The sequence below is a fragment of the Enterobacter sp. HK169 genome (assembly GCF_001719105.1).
GTDB classification, from domain to species: domain Bacteria; phylum Pseudomonadota; class Gammaproteobacteria; order Enterobacterales; family Enterobacteriaceae; genus Enterobacter; species Enterobacter asburiae_B.
The window spans coordinates 4,098,559-4,122,988 of the sequence record NZ_CP017087.1 but is presented as its reverse complement, the minus strand read 5'-3'; the positions used below and the strand labels follow the sequence as shown (position 1 = coordinate 4,122,988).

The following is a 24,430-nucleotide window of genomic DNA, read 5'->3' as shown; positions in this document are numbered from 1 at the left end:
TCCAATATGGAAACACGGGGCAAGGATGCACGTAGTCTCAAGAGCGCCTTTCGACGCGACTACCAGACAATTTCCTAATCAAGCACAAGCCCTGGACGATCTTTACCGAGTACTAAAGAGGAACACTACCCGTCACCGGACGATATGCGAAAACGCTTCCCCAGCCTGGACAGGATGAAGTACCGGGAGAAATGGTGGGTCATTGATGTGGGTGGCGGGCATTTAAGAGTGATGTTTTTTGCTGATTTTGAGCGAGGAAAGATTTTCATCAAACACATCAGCACACACGCAGAATATGACAAGCTCACGGACCTCTACCGGAGAACGAAAGAATGAATTATGCAGCAGCCATCAAAGCGGCAAACGATCTGACAAACGCGCTCCCTTTCCTGGGCTCAAGCCCGTCGCGGCATGATTACGAGGATGCGCTGGCGTTGGTGGAGTATCTGGTCGAACATGAACCCGATAGCCCGCTGGTAGAGATGCTCACCACCAAAATCGATAAGTACGAAAACGAGTCTCCGGAGTTTGCGGAATTTAACGCGCGTGTTGCCCGCATTCCGTCAGGCGTTGCGTTATTGCGAACGCTGATGGATCAATACCAACTCACTCAGAGCGACTTCGAGAACGAAATTGGCAAGAAGTCTCTGGTGAGTCGAATCCTTAATGGACAGCGCACGTTAACGCTGGATCATATGCGTGCGCTGGCGAAGCGTTTTAATTTGCCGGTGATTGCATTTGTGGGGAAGTGATCGAGAGCAGGCGCTTTGTACCCAATCCGCGATAATGCGTCGTTTACATACAAGAACAAAGAGCTATTTATGAAAACAATTGAAGAACTACGAAACGAGCTTCTAAAAATAGGTGAGCAACTAGGGGGAGGCACAAGGCCAAACCATTACTTCTTTATCCCTGACCAACCCGATGGGGCTGCAACTCCCTATCTTGAAATTCATGGCAAAGAATATCATTTTATCGTCAGTGAAAGAGGCCTTGAAATACAGCGAAAAGTAACGCTCAGTGACGATGAAATTCTGTATTGGTTTGTGGAGAGTGCCGTGGCGGGGCTGGCCTCAACCTATGCAGCAAGCCATTCATCTGAACGAGAATTTAGAGAGGTTTATTTCAGAAGGCAATACAGTTTAATGCTCTCTATCAAACCTGAATGGGCAACAAGAAAGCGCAAAGAAATCACTGAGCTCCTCCATTCGCAAAGAAGCGAACGTGGTTAACCCAACCGGCTCGTTACATTTACTTCCCTGTTGCCCTCTCTTTTCCTGGTAATTGCCTGCGACACACCCTCTGTTACTCTGGCAGGACGCAAGGGATGACAAGGAAGAGAGATGCTAAACCCTGGATTCGTTACCCGCAAAGCGCTTGCTCAGTGGAAAGATGTTCCCGCTTTTCTCCCCCAGTTCCAGTTTCATGAAAAACACCTGACGGTCATTCACACTAGCCGCCCTGAAAATATTCTGCCAATGATTGCCAGCTTTGACGTCCGGCAAGATGCCGTGATTCGGCGGTTAATGTCATTGCGTCAAATACCGCAAAAATTTCTGCGCAACCAGAAGCCACAGTCGATCGGCAACTTTGGTTTGCACAGTTTTACCCTTTTGAAGAACTCTGCATCTGAGCTCTGCTATGGCTTAAGAGGGCAATTCTGGCGTACCGATTTCGGTCTGGAAAACGTGCCGGATGCCAGTGTTTTTCAGACCCCAGCCGAGCCGGGCAGCGCGAAACTGTTGCTGCGCTACAAGGTAACGGAGCTGGCGCCCGGCAAACATGAGCTCTCTACGGAAACATTCATCTATTGTCCGGACAGACGCACTCGACTAAAAATGTCGGCTTACTGGCTGATAATACGGGCGGGAAGCGGCTGGATCCGTAAAAGGACGCTGAAGGCTGTTAAATCGAATATTGAAGGACGGGAGTCATAAGATGCTGGCTTATATCACAATAGGTACAAACAACTTTCAGCGCTCCGTGAATTTTTATGACGCAGTTTTTAACGTTCTGGGCTATTCACGTCTGCCGGCATGGACTGAAAGCTGGGCAATGTGGGGAGATGAAAATAATCCCGGCGAGGGCTTCAGCTTCTGTCTTTGTCCTCCTTTTGACCAGCAGCCCGCGACGGCGGGAAACGGGACAATGTTCGCATTCAGTGCAGATAACGCGGATCTTGTCAGACGGTTCCATGCAGCTGGCCTCCTTGCGGGAGGAACGGATGAAGGCGAGCCTGGTACGCGAAGCGCGTACGGCCCCGACTTTTATGTTGCCTATCTGCGCGATCCTGACGGGCATAAGCTCGCATGCGTTTATCAGCATTACTCTCCTGAAGCCGATAAGTTTGTAGAAAAGGAATAGTCGCTTCAATCCTTATCTACCGCCCCACCGCCACGCTCGCCGACAGCCCCGCCACCAGCTCAACCCCCTCCGGCAACCTGTCGATATGAATGCGCACCGGCACGCGCTGCGCCAGGCGCACCCAGCTAAAGGTGGGCTCGACGTCGGGCAGGCCCAGCCCGCCCGCCTCATCGTTGCTGTCCCCGATCCCATGCCCGATGCTCTCCACATGGCCCGTGATGACAGGCTCGTAACCCATCAGCACCACCTGCGCGGCATCCCCGACGCGAATATGGCGCAGCTTGGTCTCCTCAAAGTACCCCACCACCCAGAAGCTGTGGGCATCAACAATGGCGACCTTCGTCTCCCCCGCCGTCGCGTAGTCTCCGGGGCGAAGCCGCAGGTGCGTGACGTACCCCGAGACCGGCGCGCGCACGGTGGCGTGCGCCAGATTCAGCTCTGCCAGATCCAGCGCGGCCAGCGCGCCGTGATAATTGGCCGCCGCGACGTTCGCCGCGCTGCCGGTTTGCTGTAAATCCTCGCTCGAGATGGCGTTTTTAATCAGCGTGCGTCGGTGGGCCGCGTCCTGGCGCATCAGCATCTCATGGCGTTTCGACTCGACGTCCGCCTGCGCGCTGACCACCGCCAGCTTAAGCCAGCGCGGATCGATGGTGTAAAGCACATCGCCCCGGTTCACCCACTGATTGTCCCGCACGGCCACGCTGATGACCGGCCCGGAGACGTCCGGCGCAATCTGCACCACGTCCGCCCGCACGCGGCCGTCGCGGGTCCACGGCGTTTGCGCGTAGTGTTTCCACATCATAAAGGCCAGAAGCGTGGCCGCCGCGGCCGCGCTCAACGTCAGCGCATAGCGAGCCAGTAAAGAGAGCAGTGATTTCATGACAATAACCCCAACGCGATCAGACCCTGCATCAGCAGGAAAAAGGTGACAATCCAGGTTGAAACATCCATCAGCGGGCGAAACGGTAAGCGCCGGTAGAGCCTGCTGAGCGAGAAAAGCGCGACGAGGCCCAGCGTGCAGACCAGCGCCGCGAGGGCGACCATCAGCAGCCCCGGAATAAAAACGCCGCCGATATTGAGATCGTTAACCATGGTCTGGCCCCCGTAATGCACAGTGCAGATCCACCAGCCTGAAGACCAACTGGCGCGCGTGTTCATCTGCCGCAGGCAGATGGCGCGCGATAAGGGCAGCGATGCGTTCGCGTAAGGCGTGGCGGTCCCCGGCGTTTATCCGATGAAAAAGTGCGTCAACCTCCCTGCCGGGCGGTGCGTCACTGCGGCGTAAATGCATGACCGCCAGCCCCAGACGCAGCGCGTGCAACAGCCGATCGAGCGCCTGCTCCGGCGCGCGCGCGCTGCGCGGCAGGCGCGGCAGCAACAGGGCGGTTCGGTCCATCATCAGGTTGATCCAGTGCGTTTCATCAACCCGCAGCGTGCCCTTCACGCTGCGGCGAATGTCGCGCTGGCAGAGGTTCAGCAGACGCGCGATGGCGCCGTCCGCCTGCACGGTTTGCAGCAGGCTCATGCTGACGACGGCAAAGCCGGTGGCGGCAAAGAGCGCGATGGCGGTGTTGGCCGCAACGGCGAAGTCTCCGCTGTAGTGCGCCCCCAGCTCGCACAGAATGGGCAGCGTCAGGGTGATGCCCATCGCCATAAACGTGGTGGGCGGGCGCGCCTGAAGCGACCCGGCCAGCAGATACGCCGGGGCAAGCACCGCCACCAGCACCGGGAAATCGCTCACCAGCGGCAGCAGCGCAAAGCTGTAGAACAGGCTAATGACCACGCCCCAGAATGAGCCAATGATGTATTTCACGATATGCGGTGCCGGGGTGTCGAAGCTGCCAAACAGCGTGCAGCAGACGCCGAGTATCGAAACCGCCGTACCGCCATCCGCCCACGCTGAGAAGATCCAGACCAGACAGCCGCTCAGGATGATGCCGAAAGCCCCCAGCGCCGTGCGGGCGGCAGTAAGAGGATCGCGGTGGAAAACGTAGCCTTTCGCCGCGCGGGTTTGCACCTCACCAAACACGGGTTTTGCACGGTGGATGGCCCCGGAAAGACGTTCGCACTGCTGCAGAAGCGCGATCGCCTCCGAGAGGTAGCGGATAAAACTGACCTGCAGCGCGTCGTCAAACGTCTGCGCCTGCGCGGCATACCGATCGATGAGAAGCGTACAGCGGAGCCGCAGCGACTCTGCCGTACTGCCGGCATCAGCGCCTTCAGCGGCAAGCCAGGCCTGAACGTCGCCCATCAACGCCTGCACGTCGGCGGGCAGGGTTCCGCTCGCTGGCAGGCGATCGTGAAGTTCACAGTTGACGATAACCAGCCGCGCCAGCCGGTCGTGGATCGCTTTTCTGGCCTGCCGCACCGGGGCTGAAAGGGCAAAATCGTACGGAATATGGTGGCTGATGCCCTGCAGGAACTGCAGCGCCAGAGCCAGATGCAGGGGGCCGGAAGCCGCGTCGGGTTTGCCTGATAGGGTGTCCGCCACCCGCCCGCGCGCGGCCTGTAGCGTCTGGGATAATTTAGCGTTGAACTGGCCCGATACGCGCGCGGGCAGCACGTAGCGGTGGATCAGCGCCGCGCAGAAAATCCCAATCGAGATCTCCTGCACGCGGACAATGGCGACGTTAAAGATGCCGCCGGGATCGGACACCGCAGGAAAACCAATCAGGCTCGCGGTGTAGCCCGCCAGCACAAACGCGTAAGCCCGGGGCGTGCGTTCCAGCAGGGAGAGCCACAGGCAGAATACGATCCAGCCCGTCAGCACCACGCTGCACAGGACTGGCGTATTTGCGAAGGCAGGTACAATCACAACGGTCGCGCTGGCACCCGCCACGGTGCCGGCCAGCCGGTAGAGGCTTCTGCTCAGCGATGCGCCGACCGACGTCTGTGACACGATGTAAACCGTAATAATGGCCCACGAGGGGCGTTCGAGGCCGATCGACAGCGCAATATAATAAGCCAGCATCGCCGCGGCAAAACTCTTCGCAGAGTAGATCAGCGCGCCCGCATCGTTTCGCAGCGCGGCGGGGAGACGCACGGGATGAGAGAAAATGTTTTTCATGCCGGGATTATTACCGGCTTGCAGACCCGCTTAAATACTCTATTCTGTCAAAAAATACCTAAATGTTGCCAGAATCGTGAAGCCTCAACCCGCTACAACGCTGTATGACCCCGACTCTACCGCCAGCCCGGCGGTGGCGCGTCATCTGGACTTCGTGGACTACGCCGCGGAAGTGCCGCTGCATACCCACCGCAAGGGCCAGCTGATTATTGCCCGATACGGCGCGGTCAGCTGTTACGCGGAGAATGATATCTGGATCGTGCCGCCGGACTGCGCCGTCTGGATCCCCGGCGGGATCCCGCACAGCGCCAGGGCGACCTGGAACGCGCATCTTAACTATCTGTTTATTGAGCCCGGCGCGGCGGCGCTGCCGGAGAGATGCTGCACGCTGGCGATCTCGCCGCTGATTAAGGAGCTGGTCGATCGTCTGACGCGCGAAGGCGTGGATTATCCCCCCGACGGCCACGTCGCCAGATTGACCCGGGTCACGCTTGACGAGCTCGCCAGCATGCCGCAGCAGAAGCTAAGCCTGCCGGTCTCAACCGATCCGAAAATTCGCGCCATGGCGGACGCGCTGGTCAGCCGTCCTGAGGACAGAAGCACCCTGAAGGACTGGGCGAAACGGCTCGCCCTCAGCGAGCGATCGTTTGCCCGCCTGATGCAGCGCGAAACCGGGCTGAGCTTCGGGCGCTGGCGGCAGCAGCTGCATTTGATTATTGCCCTGCGGGAGCTGGCCAGCGGCGTGCCCGTCCAGAACGTGGCGGCAACGCTCGGGTATGAATCGGTGAATGCGTTTATCACCATGTTCAGAAAAGCGATGGGCAGCACGCCCGCCCACTACTTTGCCGAACGGAAAAACAGCGACCGTTAGCCCGGCCCCTCGCTCCCCGCCGCCAGCAGCGGCACCACCACGTCGCTGATGGGCACCGCAATCCCGTGCTTGCGGCCGTAGCGCTGGATCACGCCGTTGCGGATATCCCACTCCATCGGGCGATCGGCCTGACGGTCGGCCAGGATCGAGGTGCCCAGGTCTTCAGGCGCACGCTGAAAGTTTGCCAGGATCTCCTGCGCCACGTCATCGTCCAGCTTCGCCCCTTCGGCGCGGGCGACGGTAAGCCCCTCGCGCAGGTAGGCCAGCGCAAGCTCGCTGATATCTTCGCGCCTGAACATCCCGGCGCGGCGGTTAGAAAGCACCATCAGCCCGGCGACCGCGTTTTGCAGCAGCTTGCGCCAGGCGACGGAGGCGAAATCTGTCGAGAGCTCAACCGCGCAGCGCGTACCGCGAAGCGCCTCCACCACCCGCTGCGCCTGCGGCACGTCCGGCAGGGTCAGGCGCGGTTTGGCGCGCAGCCAGACGGAGGCATCCGGCTCGCGCTGGGCCGGGAACCAGACCACCGACGGCAGCACCGTCGCGCCGTTAACCCACGGCTCAAGCTGGGCTTTTTGCTCCACGCCGTTTTGCAGGGCGCAGACCACGGTGTTTTCATCGCACAGCGCGCGCAGCCACCCGGCGCTGTCGGCATTTTGCGTCGTTTTTACCGCCACAAAAACGAGATCGACGGGGCGCGTGATGACGGCCGGATCGGTTAATACCGGACCGGGCACCACGGTTTCCCCCTCGTCGTGGCGCAGGCGTAATTCCGCGTGCGCGGTGCGTCCGCACAGCAGCGGCGTGCGGCCCGCGTCATGCAGCACCGCGGCAATGGTGGTCCCAATTGCACCCGGTCCAATCAGCGCAATGGTTGGATAGTCAGACATGAATCACTCCCCTTTTGCTAAGCCTGCTAACAGTTATACCACCCTGAGACGAGCGCGCCACACCCGTTGTCTATACTCAACACACAACAGACAACGGAGTGCGCCATGCCTTTACCCGATTTTAAGTCCTCTGAACCTTTCACCCTCGGCATCGAACTCGAACTGCAGGTGGTTAACCCGCCGGGCTACGATCTGAGCCAGGACTCCTCCGCGCTCATCGCCGCCGTCAAAGACGACATCAAAGGCGGCGAGGTCAAACACGATATCACCGAAAGCATGCTCGAAATCGCCACCGGCGTATGCCAGAACATCGACCAGGCGGCGGCGCAGTTCTCGGTGATGCAGCAGAGCATCCTGCGCGCGGCGGCGGAGCAGCATATCCAGATCTGCGGCGGCGGGACTCACCCGTTCCAGAAGTGGCAGCGGCAGGAGGTGTGCGACGACGAGCGCTATAACGTCACGCTGGAGCGCTTTGGCTACCTGATTTTGCAGGCGACGGTGTTCGGCCAGCACGTGCACGTCGGCTGCCGGACCGGGGACGACGCGATTTACCTGCTGCACGGCCTGTCGCGATTCGTGCCGCACTTTATCGCCCTGGCGGCGGCCTCGCCGTACATGCAGGGCACGGACACGAAGTTCTCCTCGTCGCGTCTCAACATCTTCTCGGGATTTCCGGATAACGGCCAGATGCCGTGGGTCAACAGTTGGCAGGAGTTCGAGGGGCTGTTCCGCCGCCTGAGTTCGACCAGCATGATCGACAGCATTAAGGATCTGCACTGGGATATTCGCCCCAGCCCGCATTTCGGCACCGTTGAGGTGCGGGTGATGGATACGCCGCTGACGCTCGGCCACGCGATTAACATCGCCGGGCTTATTCAGGCGACGTCGCACTGGCTGCTGACCGCGCGGCCCTATAAGCATCAGGAAAAAGATTTTCTGCTGTACCGCTTTAACCGTTTTCAGGCCTGTCGCTACGGGCTGGAGGGAATATTGACGGACGTGCACACCGGCGAGCACAAAACCGTGTCGGAAGACATTGCGTGGCTGCTGGAGCAGGTTGCGCCGTCGGCCGAGAAGCTTGGCGCGACGAGCGCAATCAATGAAATTGCCCTGCTGTTAAAGCAGGGCAAGAGCGAGGCGCAGCGCATGCGGGAGTTTATCGCCGACGGCGGCTCGCTGATTTCTCTGGTTCAGAAGCACTGCGAGCTGTGGGCGACGAGTCCGTAAGACCGTGGCCCCACTCGCGCAGGCGCTGGAACAGCACGAACAGCGCGGGGATAAACACAATCCCCACCACGGTCGCTACCAGCATGCCGCTGAACACCGTGGTGCCGATGATCCGGCGGCTCTGGGCACCCGCCCCGGTCGCCAGCATCATCGGCAGGACGCCGATAATGAACGACACGGCGGTCATCATCACCGCGCGGAAGCGGCGCGAGGCCCCTTCTCTTGCGGCATCGACAATCGCCATCCCGTCCATGCGCCGCGCGCGGGCGAACTCCACGATAAGAATTGCGTTCTTGGCGGCGAGGGCTATCAATAGCACCAGACCTATCTGCACGTACACGTCGTTGGCATAGCCCGCCAGCCACAGCCAGACCAGCGCCCCGCCGATGGCGAACAGCACCGAGAGCATCACGCTCGCCGGGAGCGTCCAGCTCTCGTACTGGGCGACGAGGAACAGCCACGCCATCACTACCGCCGCCAGCACGATCCACATCGCCTGGTTGCCGGTCTGCTGCTCCTGATACGACATGCCGCTCCAGGCGTAGTCGTACCCGGCAGGCAGATTCTGCGCCAGAAGCTCGCCCATCGCCGCCATCGCGGTGCTGCTGCTCACCCCTTCCGCCGCCGAGCCGCTCACCGACACGGACGGGAACTGGTTGTACTGCTGCAGGAACGGCGCGCCGACGCTCGGCGTAATGGTGACGAGGTTGCTCAGGCGCACCCGCTCGCCGCTGTTGCTGCGCACGAACAGCTCGCTGATTTGCCCGGCGCGCTCGCGCCACTGCATCTCATTCTGCATCACCACGTGGTAGACGCGGTTGTTGACGCTGAAATCCCCGGCGCGCGTGCCGCCAAAGGCGGTTTGCAGGCTGCTGAAGATGCGCGACACCGGCACGTCGAGGCGCGCGGCGCGCTCGCGGTCAACGGTCAGCGTCAGCTGCGGCACGTTGCTGCTCCAGGTGGTGAACACGCGGCTCAGCTGCGGGTGCTGGTTGGCTTTGGCCAGCACCTCGCGCGTCACGCGCTCCAGCTCCGCCGGGCTCTGCCCCGCCTGCGCCTGGATGCGCAGGTCGAAGCCGGAGGCGTTGCCCAGCCCCGGCAGCGTCGGCGGGGCGAAGGTCATGATGGTCGCTTCCGGCAGGGCCAGCAGCTGGCGCTGCAGGGTACCCATCACCTCGTCCAGCGGCGGGCGCTCGCTCCAGTCCTTGAGCATGATGGAGATAAACCCGCCGTTGGAGGCGCTGGTGCCGTTGAGAATGTTAAATCCGGAGACCTGAATCACGTCCTCCACCGCCGGATTTTTTGCGATGAGTTCGCGTGCCGTGGTCATCACCGCTTCGGTGCGCTCCAGAGAGGCCGCCTCCGGCAGCTGGACGCTGGCAAAGAAGTAGCCCTGATCCTCCTGCGGCAGGAAGCCTTTTGGCATCGACGTAAAGCTGAACGCCACCACGGCCGCCGCGCCTGCGGTGGCCAGCAGCGCCAGCCACGGGCGAAGGTTGAAGATGGTCACGATGCGGGTGTAGACGCCACGCGTGGCCTCCAGCCCCCGGTTGAACCCACGGAAAATCGCCGCGGGCTTTGCCGGGCGCGGGCGCAGCAGCATCGCGTACAGGGCGGGCGTCAGGGTCAGCGCCACGAGGCTTGAGAGCGTGACGGCCGTCGAGAGCGTCACCGCAAACTGGCGGTACAGCTCGCCGACAATCCCCGGCAGCAGCGCCACCGGCACAAACACCGCCAGCAGCACCAGCGTCGTTGCAATGACCGGCCCGGCGATCTGGCGCAGCGCCAGCGCGGTCGCCGCCGTGCGGCTCTGCCCTTCCGCCATCAGCGTTTCGACGCTCTCCACCACCACGATGGCGTCATCCACCACCATGGTCAGCGCCAGAATAATGGCGAACAGGCTGAGCGTGTTGGCGGAGTAGCCGAGCGTGTAGAGCACCGCGAAGGTGCCCACCAGCGATACCGGAATGGCGAGCGCGACAATCAGCGTCGCGCGCCAGCTTTGCAGGAACAGGGACACCACGACCACCACCGCCAGCATCGTCAGCGCCAGCGAGACGCCGATCTCTTTAATGGTGGCGGCCACAAAGGAGGTGGTGTCGAATTTCACCTCGTAGACCAGATCGTCCGGGAAGCGCGTGGAGAGGCGTTCCAGCTCCGCGCGCACCGCGTCGGCCACGCGCAGGGCGTTGGCGGACGGCGTCGGGTAGATGCCGAGGTAGGCGGAGTCGTGCCCGTTCAGCTGCGCGCCGGAGCTGTAGCTGCGCGAGCCGAGCTCGATGGTGGCGACGTCCTTCAGGCGCACCAGCTGCCCCATCTCGCCCGCGCGGATGATGATGTCGGCAAAGTCTTCGGCCTGGCTTAAGCGCCCCAGGCCGTTGATGGTCAGGGTCTGCTGCTGGCCGTTAAACACCGGCGGCGTACCGACCTGGCCTGCCGCCCCCTGCACGTTCTGCTCGCGCAGCGCCTGCGCCACGTCGTCGGTGGTGACGTTCAGGGCGTTCATGCGGTCCGGACGCAGCCAGATGCGCATGCTGTAGTCGCGCGCGCCAAACATCTGCACCTGCCCGACGCCCGGCAGGCGCGAGAGCGCCTCGCGCACCTGGGTGCTGGCGTAGTTGCTGACGAACAGCGGCGTATGGGTGTTGTTCGGTGAGTAAAGACTTACCCCCATCATCAGGTTGGTGGCGCGCTTGCGCACCTGCACGCCGTTTTGCTGCGCTTCGGTCGGGAGCTGCGCCACGGCCTGCGAGACGCGGTTCTGCACGTCGATGGCGGCGAGGTCCGGATCGGTGCCCGCCGCGAAGGTGATGTTCAGGCTATACGAGCCTTCGTCCGAGCTGGTGGACTCCATGTAGAGCATGTGATCCACGCCGTTCAGCTGGGTCTCCAGCGGCGTGGCGATAGCCTCCGCCACGTCAGCCGAGCTGGCGCCCGGCCAGCTGGCAGACACATTCACCACCGGCGGCGCGATCTGCGGGTACTGCTCCACCGGGATAATCCTCAGCGCAATGGCCCCCAGCAGGGTGATGACAAGCGCAATCACCATCGCGAAGCGCGGGCGTTTGATGAAAAACGTCAGCATGATGGCTCCTTAATTCAGTATCTGGACGGCCGCGCCGCGCTGCACGCGCTGCGCGCCGTCAGTAATCGCTCGCTCACCGGGCTTCACGCCGGAGGTAATCCGGAACTGCTGGCCGATCTGTCCGGCGACCTTCAGCGGGCGCATTTCGGCTTTGCCGTCGGCGTTAACCACCCAGGCAAAGAACCCGTCGCCGTTCTGCTGGACCGCCGCGGCGGGCAGGGTCAGAGCCGGCTGCTCGCTGGCCGGGCGCAGCGTCACGTTCACGCTGCCGCCGGGCAGCAGCTGATGGCGCGGGTTGGCAAACTCGGCGCGCAGCATCACGCTGGCGGTGCGCGGATCGATGCGGTTGTCCACGGACGTCAGCTCGCCGCTGACGCGCTGGCCGTTGCTGTCAATGAACGTCTGCCAGGCCTGCTTCATGGCGCTGATATCCGCATGCTGTCCGGCTTTGGTGGCAAACGCGCCCTCTTCCAGCGCAAAGGCGATGCGGATGGGATCGAGCTGCACCACCTCCACCAGCACGCCGCTGGCAGGGTTGACCAGGCTGCCGACGTGGAACCGGCTGTGCCCCACGCGACCGTCAATCGGCGAGGTGATGCGGGTGTAGTTCAGGGTGACATTACGGGTTTCGAGACGGGCTTTGGCCTGCTCCAGCGCCGCGCTGGCGACGTCGCGCTGCATGCGGGCGTTGTCCACGTCGTGACGGCTAATGGCGTTGCTGCTGCCCAGGCTTTCAAAGCGGGACAGCTGCTGCTGCGCCTGGCGCAGCGTGGCTTCGGCGCTTCTCACCTCAGCCTGCGCCAGACGCAGGGCGGCGCGCGGCTCGGCGTCGTCCAGTTCGAACAGCAGGTCGCCTTTTTTCACGTACTGCCCGTCGCGGAAGTGGATTTTGGCGATCGCGCCTTCGGTACGCGCGCGCAGCTCAACGGTGTGGATGGCTTCGATGCGGCCCGGGATCTGGCGCTCGGCGGCGTGGGCGGTCTGCTCCACGGTGGCGACGCGAACGGGGATGGCGGCAGCGAATGCGGGTTGCAGGGTGCAGGCGAGGAGCGCGAACAGGAGTGGGAGTTTCATGGGAGTACCTCAGCGTTGTTTCTCCCCTCACCCCGGCCCTCTCCCCAAAGGGGCGAGGGAGAAAACCGAGCAGCCCCTTCACCTCAGAGCAGAGGGAGAAAACCGGGCGGTCCCCTCTCCCCTTAGGGGAGAGGGATAGGGTGAGGGGTAAGGTTTTGGTTATGCAGCCTTACGGAACCTGCGGGTCAGTCGCTTCTCGATTTCGACGACGAAGAACATCACGCCCGCTACCGCCAGGGTCACAAACCAGTAGCGCAGCGGCAGCGCTTCGGTGCCGAACAGCATCTGCATCAACGGCAGGTAGATAATCGCCGCCTGGAGCAGGAACAGCACGCCCGTCACCAGCCAGATCCCTTTGTTCGCCAGCAGGCCGCGGTTCAGGGAGAACCCTTCGGTGTTGCGGCAGTTAATCATGTACACCCACTGGGCGCAGACCAGCATCTGCAGCAGCACGGTGCGGATGAACTCCGCGCTGTGGCCGCGCGGGGCCAGCCAGGCTTCCAGCGCAAAGGCGGCGATGGCAATCATGGTGCCGACGAAGGCCACGCGCCACACGGCGTAGGCGTCCATCACGTGCTGCCCGGTCTGACGCGGCGGACGACGCATGATGTTGCGCTCGGCGGCTTCGAAGGCCAGGCCGAAGGAGAGCGTGGCGGAGGTGGCCATGTTCATCCACAGAATCAGCACCGGCGTCAGCGGAATGATGTTCCCCGCCAGCAGCGCAATCACAATCAGCAGCCCCTGCGCGAGGTTGGTCGGCATGATGAACAGGATCGTCTTCTTCAGGTTGTCGTAAACGCGACGCCCCTCTTTCACCGCGCTGGCGATGGTGGCGAAGTTATCGTCCGTCAGGACCATGTCCGCCGCCTCTTTGGTCACTTCCGTGCCCTTAATGCCCATCGCGATGCCGACGTCAGCCTGACGCAGCGCCGGGGCATCGTTCACGCCGTCGCCGGTCATGCCGACGATTTCACCCTTGTCCTGCAGCGCTTTCACCAGGCGCAGCTTATGCTCCGGGCTGGTACGGGCGAAGATGTCATACTTCACCGCCGCTTCCGCCAGCGCGGCGTCGTCCATTTTCTCCAGCTCGTAGCCGGTGACCGCCTGCTCGCTGTTGGCGATCCCCAGCATCTGGCCGATGCTCATCGCCGTCTGCGGGTGATCCCCGGTGATCATCTTCACGCGGATCCCCGCCTGCTGGCAGGCGTTAATCGCATCAATGGCTTCCGGACGCGGCGGATCCATCATTCCGGCGATGCCGAGGAAGATCAGGCCGTGGCTCAGGTCGTCATGGGTCAGTTCCTGCTCGCCGTTCGCTGGCTTAAACGCCGCGGCGACCATGCGCAGCCCCTGACGCGCATAGCGCTCCATCTCGCTTTCCCAGTACGCGCGGTTGAAGGCTTCCGCACCGTTGCGGGTCTGCTGCTGCGCGCACAGGGCGAAAATGACGTCCGGCGCGCCGGTGATCAGGATCTGCTCCTCACCGCCAATCTGGTAGTGGGTGCTCATGTACTTGTACTGCGAGTCGAACGGGATTTTGTTAACCAGCGTGGTCATGACCGGCTCAAGGCTGGCCTTCGCCGCCAGCACCTTCAGCGCGCCCTCGGTCGGCCCACCGGTGATGCCCCACAGGCCGCGCTCGTCCTGAATCAGCTGGCTGTCGTTACACAGGTCGATGGTGCGCAGGTACTGTTCCAGCACGGTGCCCGGCTGGATGTGGACCGGCTCGTCGCTGCCTTCCAGGTAGATGTTGCCCACCGGCTCGTAGCTGTTGCCGTCCACGCGGTAGCAGGCGTCAGCGGTGATAATGGCTTTAACCGTCATCTCGTTCATGGTCAGGGTGCCGGTTTTATCCGAACAGACCACGGTCATCGCGCCGAGCGTTTCCACCGTCGGCAGCTTGCGGATAATCGCCCGCTTGCGCGCCATCGCCTGCACGCCCAGCGAGAGGATGATGGAGATAATCGCCGGCAGACCTTCCGGCACGGAGGCCACCGCCAGGCTAATCAGGGAGAGCAGCAGCTCGCCCATCGGGATCTCGCGGAACACCAGGCTGAAGACAAACAGCGCGGCCATCATCGCCAGAATAATCGCGAAGATCGCTTTACCCAGCTTGTCCATCTGAACCAGCAGCGGCGTGCGGTGCTTTTCGATACCCGCCATCATCTGGTTGATGTGGCCGAGTTCCGTATCCTTACCGGTCGCGGTGACCACGCCGACGCCGCCGCCCGCGCTTACGGTCGTCCCGGAGAAGACCATATTGGTGCGATCGCCCAGCGGCAGTTCGCCGCTCAGCGGATTAATATGTTTATCCACCACGGTGGATTCACCGGTCAGAATCGCCTCTTCCACGCGTAAATTATGCGCTTCGATTAAACGCATATCCGCCGGAATACGATCCCCCGCGCGTAATACAATAATATCGCCCGGGACTATTTCAGTTGTGGGTAGAGTTTCGTGATTGCCGTTACGAATAACGCGCGCCTCGCTGGAGAGCATATTGCGAATACTCTTCAGGGATTTTTCCGCGTTGCTTTCCTGAATATGCCCAATTAAAGCATTGATTACCGCCACGCCCAGAATAACCAGCGTATCAACCCAGTGGCCCATTACTGCCGTTAATACGGCGGCGGCCAGCAGGACATAAATCAGCACATCATTAAAATGGGCCAGGAAACGCAGCCAGGCGGGTTTACCTTTTTTCTCCGGCAGCGCGTTCGGCCCTGTTTTTTGCAGACGCGCCTGCGCCTCTGCACGATCCAGGCCGCTGGCCTGGCTCTGCGTGTGGGTAAGCACCTGCTCTACGGTCTGCTGGTATGCCAGCCCGCCGGAAGGCGGCACGTTTGGGGACAATTTTTTTTCGGTCATCGTATTTTTCCTTCAATATCCGGTGAACAGAAGCCTGAATTCCTTTCTGGCTAAATAAATTCATTTTTAAGTCTTGCGGGTAAAATTGATCTACCGCAATATAATGACTTCTCGGTTATTCAAAACTGATTAAAACTATTTCGATGGCCTGATTTTTACAAAATATTTCTAAACCAACACTAAACGAGGGGGAACCATGTGGGGTATTTATCGCGGACGCCGACTGGTGTTATACGTTATCGCGGCCATTGTTATTGCCACGTTAATTGGTTATAGCACTTATACATTTGTAAAATTATTTTCCTGACAAAGACATTTATTTACATAACGCGATATTAATATAAATGCCGGGTCGTATTTTGTTATTTATTCCCCAAATAATATCTTGGTTTTTATTCAATAACGTCTTAGTCGCTGATATTGCTTTACGTTACAGGATGCCGGACAATGACATTTTTAACTGACGATTAACATTACGATGAAACACCCGTTAGAATCGCTGCTTACGGCAGGCGGCATTTTATTGCTGGCCCTGCTCTCCTGCCTGCTGTTGCCCGCGCCATCGCTGGGTCTGGTGCTGGCGCAGAAGCTGGTTCAGACCTTTCACATGGTCGATCTGAACCAGCTTTACACCATTCTGTTCTGCGTGTGGTTTTTACTGCTGGGTGCCATCGAATTCTTCGTGCTGCGTTTCGTCTGGCGCCGCTGGTTTTCACTGGCGTCGTAAGCCAATAAAAAAGCCGGGTGGCGACTTCGCCTTACCCGGCCTGTGATGGCAATTTTTGTGACCCGCCAGGGCGGAAAACAGCTCAGTGCGCCTGACTGTGGTTCTCCTTGCGGTACGCACCAGGCGGCTGGTTGAACGTGCGGGTGAAGATACGGGTAAACGTCTGCTGCGAGTCAAACCCGTAACGCAGGCAGATGTCGTACACCCGAGCGTCGGATTCACGCAGATCGCGCGCCGCCAGCAGCAGCTTGCGCTCACGGATATAACGCCCCAGGCTCTCCCCTTTGTACTGCATAAACAACCGCTGCAGGTGCCACTTCGAGTAGCCCGCGTGGCGGGCAATCTCTTCTATACGTAATGGCTGGTGCAGATTGTCGTCGATCCATTCGACGATAGTGTCGATGACTTGAGCGGAAATGGTCATGCTGCTGTCCCCCTCTGCTTCTCGCTTAAACATTATTCCCACCACGCGCGAAAGGTTTGCGTGGCGTCATTCACCCGGACGGGCTCGCCCAGCGCCGGTGTCAGTAGCCGATAGTTTTTATCCTTGCTGGCTTTAGCCAGCTGGATCAGCGGATCGTTCCACGTATGTTTCGCCAGCACGAAGCGTCCGTTATGCCCGGGCACTACGGCTTTCGCGTTCAGATCCACCGAGGCCTGCGCCGTTTCCTCCGGCAGCATGTGGATGTACTTCCAGTCCTGGTCGTACTGGCCGTTTTCCATGATGGCAACATCCACGCCATCAAACTGCTCGCCGATGGCCTTAAAGTGCGGGCCGTAGCCGGAATCCCCGCTGTAATAAACCTTCCGATCTGGCGTGACGAACATAAAGCTGCCCCACAGGGTTCGATCGCGCTTGATGCCGCGCCCGGAGAAGTGACGCGCCGGCAGAACATGCACCGTCAGTTCATCGCTGATGCGTACCGACTGGTTCCAGTCGCGTTCGTCAATAATCTCAGGCTTCATCCCCCAGTAGCGCAGATGGGATCCCACGCCCAGCGGCGTCACCACGCGCTTCACCTTCGGCAGTAGCGCCCGGATGGTGGCGTAATCCAGATGATCGTAGTGATCGTGCGAGATAATCAGCAGGTCGATTTCCGGCATGCTTTCAGCGCGCCACGGATATTCCCCGGCAAAGGCTTTATTCAGAAACGAGAACGGCGCGGCATAGTTGCCGAGCACCGGGTCAATCAGGATGCGTTTGCCCGCGAGCTGCAGGTACCACGAGGAGTGGCCGAGCCACACCAGGGTGTCCTGCTCCAGCGGCAGGCTCGCAAGATCGGTTTTCACCAGCGGCAGCGGCTGGGCCGGGCGCGCGTTTTCGGTTTTTTTGGTCAGAAAATCCCACGTCGCGACCAGCATGTTTTTGTCGCCGTTATAGCCCGGCGTCGGCAGCGTATTGTGGAATTTCCCGTCGCGATACTGGGGAGAGGCCTCCACTTCAGTGAGCTGCTCACCCTGCGGCGGCTGGCCGAATCCGGCATTCAGAACAAACGGTAAACTCGCAGCTGAAGCAATAATCATGATTAACACCACGCAGATGAAGAGAGGTTTTTTCATATCCAGACCCGAAAACGCGCCCCATCCGATAGTTTGCGCGGGGTAAACTTGATTATGAGTGAGTAAGCACTCATTATAGATATGATGATAAAGTCGTCAAGACGTTTTCGATCTTTGACATTCCGCGTTGCAGCGTGTCAAAGCACGTGTTTCAATCAGGGTTTTTATAATTGGCAGGGGGAAAAATTTAGTGGCACGTCCGAAGAGTGAAGATAAAAAACAGGCCTTACTGGAAGCCGCAACGGTGGCGTTTGCACAGTCAGGTATTGCCGCCTCAACGTCGTTAATCGCCCGTAACGCGGGCGTCGCCGAAGGGACCCTGTTTCGCTACTTTCCCACTAAAGACGATCTGCTGAATGCCCTCTATCTGCACCTGAAGCAGGATCTCTGCCAGGCCATGCTGGCAAACCTCGATCGCACCATCACGCTGCCCAAAGAACATACCCGCAATATCTGGAACAGCTACGTGGACTGGGGTATTCGTAACCCCGTTTCTCATGCGGCTATCCGCCAGATTGGCGTCAGTGAAAAGTTGAGCGCCGAAACGGAACAGGCGGTGAAAGAGATGTTCCCGGAACTCCATGAACTGTGCCGCCGCTCGGTGCGTCAGGTGTTTATGTCAGATGAATTTAAAACCTTTGGCGATGCGCTTTTCTTATCGCTGGCCGAATCCACGATGGAATTTGCCACTCGCGACCCTTCCCGCGCCGTTGATTTTAAAGCGCTCGGTTTTGAAGTGATGTGGCGCGGGCTGGCCCAGGAAGAGAGCGATGGACAGTAAATCCTTGCAGGAGCACGCAATGCGCGTGGCCCTTGAGTTGCCCTTCACCGAACACTGCTGGCCGTTTGGGCCGGAGTTTGACGTGTTTAAAGTGGGCGGAAAGATTTTCATGATCGCCGCGGTCGCGCACGGGCGACCGCACGTCAGCCTGAAGTCAGACCCGGAGAAATCGCTGTTAAATCAGCAGATCTATCGCGGGATCGAGCCAGGCTACCATCTGAGTAAAAAGCACTGGATTTCCCTTTACGGCACCGACGACGTGACGCCGGAACTGGTTACCGACCTCATCCGTGATTCCTGGAATCTGGTGGTGGATAAGCTGCCGAAAAAAGACCAGAAGTGGATCCGTCCGGTCTGATTGTTCGTCTGAGACGAACAGATTAAGCGCTCGAATTGCACTTATCTTTTTCCGCGTCCCGCTGTAATCTGCTTTCCTTTCGCGCCCGCGAGCGGGCGAATTTCATCACCAGGAGTTGTTATGGATATCATTTCTGTCGCCCTGAAACGCCACTCTACCAAGGCGTTCGACGCAAGCAAAAAACTGACCGCGGAAGAAGCGGAAAAAATCAAAACCCTGCTGCAGTACAGCCCGTCCAGCACCAACTCCCAGCCGTGGCACTTCATTGTAGCCAGCACCGAGGAAGGAAAAGCGCGCGTGGCGAAATCCGCTGCGGGCACCTATGTATTCAACGAACGCAAAATGCTGGATGCTTCCCACGTGGTGGTGTTTTGCGCGAAAACCGCGATGGATGACGCCTGGCTGGAGCGCGTTGTGGATCAGGAAGAGGCCGATGGCCGTTTCAACACGCCGGAAGCCAAAGCCGCAAACCATAAGGGCCGCACCTACTTCGCCGACATGCACCGCGTGGATCTGAAAGATGACGACCAGTGGATGGCGAAGCAGGTTTACCTGAACGTCGGCAACTTCCTGCTCGGCGTGGGCGCGATGGGTCTGGACGCGGTACCAATTGAAGGTTTCGACGCCGCTATTCTCGACGAAGAGTTTGGCCTGAAAGAGAAAGGCTTTACCAGCCTTGTGGTAGTACCGGTTGGGCACCACAGCGTGGAAGATTTTAACGCCACGCTGCCGAAGTCTCGCCTGCCGCTGAGCACGATTGTCACTGAGTGCTGATCTTCTCTGGCACGCTGGGTTCCGGCGTGCCTGTTTTCAATACCGCATACTCCCGTTGTGTATAGATGCATCCGTTAGCAGGCAAATTATTTGTAACAGCATAGAAATACTTATATCGGAAATTTCGCATACAATTTTATAATTAATAATTACGTTCTTTTATGTGATATCAACCAGTTACAGCCTCTCAGCACTCCAATCAATAACCCTCAAAAATATATCCATTTATTTTTTGTCACATTCACGTTAATTATTCCCTCCTGGTGCCGCATTAATTAATGCGCATTTTGTATGAATTGTTACATGTCCATTTTTGGAATCGGGGTTTTGCATGTTTTTATATGCACCCATTTCGCATTAAAAGAAATGGAAACACTTTTTCAAGGAATTACAAGGATAGATATATGAAAAATAAAAGTGCAGTGAGCACTCAGCCTAATACAAAGGTATTACACGCTAAACTGGCGCCGACCTGTTTTGCGACCATGCTTGCACTGGGCATGATCATGCCAGCTCAGGCTGCCATCGTGGCAGGTAATACCGATAAACCGGCCATTCATACGGATGCAAGTGGCGCTACCATTGTTGATATCAACAAGGCGAGCGCAGGTGGGGTTTCCCATAACGTTTATTCCGAATTTAACGTCGACAGCAACGGCGTGATCCTGAATAACAGCGGCACGGCAACCAACACCCAATTAGCAGGCCAGATCAATGGCAACGCTAATATGGCCGGCGGCAGCGCTAAGGTGATCCTGAACGAAGTACGTTCATCCGATCCGAGCCAGCTGAACGGCATGGTCGAAGTGGCAGGCCAGTCCGCACAGGTGATTATCGCCAACCCATCAGGCATCACCTGTGACGGTTGCGGCTTTATCAATACCAACCACGCTACGCTGACCACCGGTACAGCCACCTATGATAACAAGGGTAATGTTAGCGGTCTGGATGTGAGCAAAGGCCAGGTGACCATCACCGGTAAAGGGATGGATACCCGCTCTACGCAGTACACCGACATTATTGCCCGTTCAGTGAAGGTCAATGCGAAAGTTCAGGCTAACGAACTGAATATCGTCACGGGTAACAACCACATCGATAAATATGGTCGCGTGCAGAAGAAGTATGACAGCAGCAATGCCCCTGACGTAGCGCTGGATGTGTCTGCGCTGGGCTCCATGTACGCGAATAAAATCTATATGGAAGGCACTGACGCCGGCGTTGGCGTGCATATCGATCGTGCTGACCTGACGGCATCCGACACGCTGTCAATCAACGTTGAGGGTGTGGTCGAAAACAACGGGGGACATATCAGCGGTAAAAATGCAGCTACCGTAATGGGAAGTGATGTCCTGAACCATAACGGTCAGATTACCTCTGAGGGTATGGTGTCCGTTACCGCAGACAACACCCTGGACAACACTAACGGCGTCATTAAAGCCGCGATGGTGAATGTTTCCGGCAAAAATACCGTTAACAGCCATGGTTCCATTCAGGGCAGCCAGAATACCTTTATTACCGCTGACTCGCTGGACAACCGCGACGGTGAAATTCTCAGCAATGGCGATTTGACGATCGGCCGCGCCTCCTGGAATTACAACGCGCAGGGCGTGAATAATACCCATGGCCGCATTGTTGCTAAAGATGCCCTCAACGTAGATGCTGCCAGCCTGAACAACTCCGCTGGCCGCGTAGAAACCAACGGTGCGATGAGCGTCAATGTCGACACGCTGACGAACGACAACGGTCTTATTTCCGCCGGGAACGGCTGGAACATGATCAACGCCTCCATGCTGAATAACGATAACGGTGTGATTCAGTCTCTGGGGTCTGACAGCCAGCTTCAGGTGAGCGGCAACAACATGCTCTCTAACCGCAATGGTTCAATCCACAGCGACGGCTCTGTTTCAATCAATGGCGCGCTGGATAATATGTCCGGCACCATCGCAGCCGAAAAAGACCTCTTTATGTACGGCACGTCTTACTATTCTGACCTTGCCAGTAAGATGGAAGCAGGCGGCAATATCGACATGACCGTGACCGGTACGTTCCAGAACGCCGGAACCCTCAAGGCGGGTCAGGATATGATGTTAACCATCGGTTCTAATGGCTGGAATAGCTATGGCGGCCCGGCGCAGAACAGCGGTTCCATCGCGGCTGGCGGTCGCCTGGCGCTGCAGATGAACAGCAGCCAGTTCGACAACAGCGGCGACATCACCGCTAATCAGCTGGATCTTCAGCTGGCAGACCTGTCCAACAGCGGCTCGATCGCCAGCAAGAATGACATCAACCTGAACACCACTAGCCTGGAAAACCGGGGTAACGGTACGCTCGTCGCAGACCATAACATCAACATTACCGCCTCTTATCTGATGACCGATGCAGGCAGCCAGATTGCTGCCGGTTCTGATGCCATGCTGTTTGTCATGAACAATCTGGACAACAGCGGTGACATCCGCGCGGCGCATGACATTAATCTCGACGTAATGGGCAGCTACGGCTGGTCTCAGAGTACCGCCTATAACTACGGCACGATGACTGCGGGTAATAAACTCAACGCACAGATGGACCGTGTCAACCTCATTAACGGCGGTACGCTGTCTGCTGATAACGGTATTACCCTGGTCAGCAACTACCTGACCAACAGCGGTAACATCACCAGTGCAAGTGATATTACGCTGAATACTGCCAGCGGTATTAACAACGAAGCCAGCGGTAATATTACCGGCGATCGCGTTTCCACCACAGGTTATGTTAATAACATGGGCGTAATTAACGAGACCGGTGCAGCAAATCAAGACAACGGTAATAACAATAACACTGCTGATGACAACAATACCAAACCAGATTCAGATACCACAGCGGATAATAGTGGAAATACCACTGTTAAGCCAAACGGGACACCTGAAGGTAATGGCGTTTGGGAAAACGGCGTTGTCTATTATCCGGGCGATCTGTATTACGGGTATGTCATTCAGGATATCGTTTATTACCCTGGCGGTTACTCCATTTATACCGCGTAATCATTTGATGTAAACCAAAGCCCCATTCCTGGAATGGGGCTATCTATTTTTTCGCTATATTCAGGATCCTTCGCGGTCCATAAAGTTATTTACATGACTAATTATCGATCTGGCCTCGTTCTGCTATCACTGCTCGCGTCACTTCCCGACACTGTACATGCTGAACCGGCCACCACTCAGCAGCAGGATCAGGCGAGGCACGAACAGCTTGCACCGCCTGGGAAGTCAGTCCTTTCATCAGAAGGCATGCTCGCAACTGATGCGCTTGCTCTGCCACATGAGACAGTGTGCTACGACATTCAGCATCTGAACATCGACAATACGCAGTCGCTTCCTCACTGGCTCACTTTTCGCGATATCATTCGTCAGGCTGAGAATAACTGTATCGGCGTGAAGGGAATTAAAGCCATACATACGGCCGTGCAGAATCGATTAATATCCCACGGATTTATTACTACCCGCGTATTAATACCGGAGCAAAATTTGCACAAGGGAACGTTAACCCTGCGAATTCTGCCTGGACGCGTCAGTGATGTCATTATTCAGGATGAAAGCGGCCTCCCCGTTCATCGCTGGAATAACGTCCCACAAGGGCCGGACGATCTCCTCGATTTACGCGGTCTGGAACAGGGGCTGGAAAACCTGCAGCGTATTCCCGGTTCGCAGGCCAGTATTCGTCTGGTGCCGGGGGAAAATCCTGGCGATACCCGCGTTGAGATCAAGCGCGACCAGCGTAAAGCCTGGCGACTGGGCAGCTGGTTTGATGATTCCGGTAGTAAATACACCGGACGGTATCAGGGGGGCCTGGCGCTGTATCTGGATAACCCCACCTCGCTCAACGATATGTTTTATGCCGCGTATGGCGGTGGTTTCAAGAATGAAAACGGCAAGCGTAACGATAATACCTCGGCGTTTTACTCCGTTCCCTGGGGATACTGGGCGCTGGAACTTTATGCCAGCCAGTACAGAACGACGCAGACTCTCCATAGCGGTGATTTTAACTACCGGTACAGTAGCGATGAAAAGTTAATGACCGCCGCGCTTAAGCGCGTGGTTTACCGCAGCGCGAGCCAGAAAACCACGCTGGGCTTTAAAGGGATCAAGCGGGATTCCCGCTACGATCTTAACGACGTGGAGGTGGAGGTTCAGCACCGGGACACCAGCAGCTGGCAGCTTAGCCTGGAACATTTAGCCTATCTTCCCTTCGGTCAGCTTACGGCAAGCCTCGGTTATCAACATGCCGCACCGTGGTTTGGTGAAGAACCCGATGCTGAAGAGATGGTGGGCAGTGCCGACGCGCAGGCGCGCATTATTACGCTGAGTGCAGACGGTACTTTCCCGTTCAAACTGGGCAAGTTCGCCCTCAGCTATGAACCGCATTTCAAGCAACAGACCACTCCGGACAGGCTGACCCAGCCCGATAAGTTCACCATCGGCAACCGCTGGACGGTGCGCGGCTTTGACGGAGAGTCCTCGTTGTATGCCGACAAAGGCTGGTATCTGCGTAATGATATCAATCTAAATCTGCCGGTATGGGGAATGCAGCCGTATATTGGCGCAGACTATGGCGAAGTCAGCGGCTCAGAAAATGATTACTGGAGCGGGGAGCACATTGCCGGTGCGGTCGCAGGCATACGTGGGGTAAAAGGCCACCTGGGTTATGACCTTTTTGCGGGTGTGCCACTGGCAAAACCGGATGAGATGCATACCAGTCCCGTCACGCTTGGATTTTCGGTGCAATGGCAGTACTGACACTGAAAGTCTAAG

Annotated in this window: 21 protein-coding genes and 1 pseudogene; 13 read left to right on the top strand and 9 right to left on the bottom strand. The window is 58.2% G+C overall.

The window, feature by feature from the left end:
* Positions 1-25 precede the first annotated feature (25 nt).
* From EnteroDNA1_RS22500 to EnteroDNA1_RS19520, 5 genes and pseudogenes are all read left to right on the top strand, one after another.
* A pseudogene (locus EnteroDNA1_RS22500) lies at positions 26-336 on the top strand (type II toxin-antitoxin system HigB family toxin).
* Complete coding sequence (locus EnteroDNA1_RS19535; RefSeq protein WP_064673605.1) at positions 333-752, top strand: helix-turn-helix domain-containing protein; 420 nt, start codon at positions 333-335, stop codon at positions 750-752. Before EnteroDNA1_RS22500 ends, EnteroDNA1_RS19535 begins: the two are co-directional and overlap by 4 nt.
* 69 nt (positions 753-821) lie before the next feature.
* Complete coding sequence (locus EnteroDNA1_RS19530) at positions 822-1,232, top strand: Imm63 family immunity protein (RefSeq protein ID WP_069303948.1); 411 nt, start codon at positions 822-824, stop codon at positions 1,230-1,232.
* 111 nt (positions 1,233-1,343) lie between these two features.
* A complete protein-coding gene (locus tag EnteroDNA1_RS19525) occupies positions 1,344-1,937 on the top strand; it encodes a hypothetical protein (RefSeq protein ID WP_069303782.1) in 594 nt (197 codons plus the stop codon).
* Between the two features lies 1 nt (position 1,938).
* Positions 1,939-2,364, top strand: a complete 426-nt coding sequence (locus EnteroDNA1_RS19520; RefSeq protein WP_039264037.1) for a VOC family protein — start codon at positions 1,939-1,941, stop codon at positions 2,362-2,364.
* A 16-nt stretch (positions 2,365-2,380) separates the two neighbouring features.
* Here the strand turns inward: EnteroDNA1_RS19520 and EnteroDNA1_RS19515 are convergent, their stop codons facing one another.
* Genes EnteroDNA1_RS19515 through EnteroDNA1_RS19505 form a run of 3 tightly spaced genes read right to left on the bottom strand, consistent with a single transcriptional unit; the run spans position 2,381 to position 5,431 of the window.
* Positions 2,381-3,244, bottom strand: a complete 864-nt coding sequence (locus tag EnteroDNA1_RS19515; protein ID WP_069303781.1) for an efflux RND transporter periplasmic adaptor subunit — start codon at positions 3,242-3,244, stop codon at positions 2,381-2,383.
* Positions 3,241-3,456, bottom strand: coding sequence for a DUF1656 domain-containing protein (locus EnteroDNA1_RS19510; protein ID WP_048976666.1), 216 nt, complete (start codon positions 3,454-3,456; stop codon positions 3,241-3,243). The genes EnteroDNA1_RS19515 and EnteroDNA1_RS19510 overlap by 4 nt, the downstream gene beginning before the upstream one ends.
* A complete protein-coding gene (locus tag EnteroDNA1_RS19505; protein WP_069303780.1) occupies positions 3,449-5,431 on the bottom strand; it encodes an FUSC family protein in 1,983 nt (660 codons plus the stop codon). The genes EnteroDNA1_RS19510 and EnteroDNA1_RS19505 overlap by 8 nt, the downstream gene beginning before the upstream one ends.
* A 76-nt stretch (positions 5,432-5,507) precedes the next feature.
* Between EnteroDNA1_RS19505 and EnteroDNA1_RS19500 the strand changes: the two genes are divergently transcribed.
* Positions 5,508-6,302, top strand: a complete 795-nt coding sequence (locus tag EnteroDNA1_RS19500; RefSeq protein WP_069303779.1) for an AraC family transcriptional regulator — start codon at positions 5,508-5,510, stop codon at positions 6,300-6,302.
* Here the strand turns inward: EnteroDNA1_RS19500 and EnteroDNA1_RS19495 are convergent.
* A complete protein-coding gene (locus EnteroDNA1_RS19495; RefSeq protein ID WP_069303778.1) occupies positions 6,299-7,189 on the bottom strand; it encodes an oxidoreductase in 891 nt (296 codons plus the stop codon). The genes EnteroDNA1_RS19500 and EnteroDNA1_RS19495 overlap by 4 nt on opposite strands.
* A 105-nt stretch (positions 7,190-7,294) precedes the next feature.
* On the opposite strand from EnteroDNA1_RS19495, the gene EnteroDNA1_RS19490 reads away from it, so the two are divergent.
* A complete protein-coding gene (locus tag EnteroDNA1_RS19490) occupies positions 7,295-8,416 on the top strand; it encodes a YbdK family carboxylate-amine ligase (protein WP_069303777.1) in 1,122 nt (373 codons plus the stop codon).
* Here the strand turns inward: EnteroDNA1_RS19490 and EnteroDNA1_RS19485 are convergent.
* From EnteroDNA1_RS19485 to EnteroDNA1_RS19475, 3 genes are all read right to left on the bottom strand, one after another.
* Positions 8,346-11,501, bottom strand: a complete 3,156-nt coding sequence (locus EnteroDNA1_RS19485; RefSeq protein ID WP_069303776.1) for an efflux RND transporter permease subunit — start codon at positions 11,499-11,501, stop codon at positions 8,346-8,348. The two genes, EnteroDNA1_RS19490 and EnteroDNA1_RS19485, sit on opposite strands and share 71 nt — an antisense overlap.
* Before the next feature lie 9 nt (positions 11,502-11,510).
* The gene (locus EnteroDNA1_RS19480; RefSeq protein ID WP_069303775.1) at positions 11,511-12,575 is read right to left on the bottom strand and encodes an efflux RND transporter periplasmic adaptor subunit; all 1,065 of its coding nucleotides are present in this window, start codon (positions 12,573-12,575) and stop codon (positions 11,511-11,513) included.
* A gap of 159 nt (positions 12,576-12,734) precedes the next feature.
* Positions 12,735-15,443 (bottom strand): cation-transporting P-type ATPase, encoded by a 2,709-nt coding sequence (locus tag EnteroDNA1_RS19475; RefSeq protein WP_069303774.1) that lies wholly within the window; start codon positions 15,441-15,443, stop codon positions 12,735-12,737.
* Between the two features lie 478 nt (positions 15,444-15,921).
* Between EnteroDNA1_RS19475 and EnteroDNA1_RS19470 the strand changes: the two genes are divergently transcribed.
* Complete coding sequence (locus tag EnteroDNA1_RS19470; protein ID WP_013097677.1) at positions 15,922-16,170, top strand: DUF1158 domain-containing protein; 249 nt, start codon at positions 15,922-15,924, stop codon at positions 16,168-16,170.
* An 82-nt stretch (positions 16,171-16,252) separates the two neighbouring features.
* Here EnteroDNA1_RS19470 and EnteroDNA1_RS19465 read toward each other — a convergent pair whose 3' ends face one another.
* Together EnteroDNA1_RS19465 and EnteroDNA1_RS19460 are read right to left on the bottom strand one after the other, a co-directional pair.
* Positions 16,253-16,594, bottom strand: coding sequence for a RamA family antibiotic efflux transcriptional regulator (locus EnteroDNA1_RS19465; RefSeq protein ID WP_029741711.1), 342 nt, complete (start codon positions 16,592-16,594; stop codon positions 16,253-16,255).
* 32 nt (positions 16,595-16,626) lie between these two features.
* Positions 16,627-17,730, bottom strand: a complete 1,104-nt coding sequence (locus EnteroDNA1_RS19460) for an MBL fold metallo-hydrolase (protein WP_069303773.1) — start codon at positions 17,728-17,730, stop codon at positions 16,627-16,629.
* Positions 17,731-17,920: 190 nt separating this feature from the next.
* On the opposite strand from EnteroDNA1_RS19460, the gene EnteroDNA1_RS19455 reads away from it, so the two are divergent.
* From EnteroDNA1_RS19455 to EnteroDNA1_RS19435, 5 genes are all read left to right on the top strand, one after another.
* Positions 17,921-18,511, top strand: a complete 591-nt coding sequence (locus EnteroDNA1_RS19455; RefSeq protein WP_039264021.1) for a TetR/AcrR family transcriptional regulator — start codon at positions 17,921-17,923, stop codon at positions 18,509-18,511.
* A complete protein-coding gene (locus EnteroDNA1_RS19450) occupies positions 18,501-18,869 on the top strand; it encodes an MmcQ/YjbR family DNA-binding protein (RefSeq protein WP_064673593.1) in 369 nt (122 codons plus the stop codon). The genes EnteroDNA1_RS19455 and EnteroDNA1_RS19450 overlap by 11 nt, the downstream gene beginning before the upstream one ends.
* A 120-nt stretch (positions 18,870-18,989) precedes the next feature.
* On the top strand, positions 18,990-19,643 hold the full coding sequence (gene nfsB / locus EnteroDNA1_RS19445) for an oxygen-insensitive NAD(P)H nitroreductase (protein ID WP_024906901.1): 654 nt from the start codon (positions 18,990-18,992) through the stop codon (positions 19,641-19,643).
* Positions 19,644-20,047: 404 nt separating this feature from the next.
* Complete coding sequence (locus tag EnteroDNA1_RS19440; RefSeq protein ID WP_069303772.1) at positions 20,048-22,663, top strand: filamentous hemagglutinin N-terminal domain-containing protein; 2,616 nt, start codon at positions 20,048-20,050, stop codon at positions 22,661-22,663.
* Positions 22,664-22,756: 93 nt separating this feature from the next.
* Complete coding sequence (locus tag EnteroDNA1_RS19435; protein ID WP_064673591.1) at positions 22,757-24,415, top strand: ShlB/FhaC/HecB family hemolysin secretion/activation protein; 1,659 nt, start codon at positions 22,757-22,759, stop codon at positions 24,413-24,415.
* Positions 24,416-24,430 lie beyond the last annotated feature (15 nt).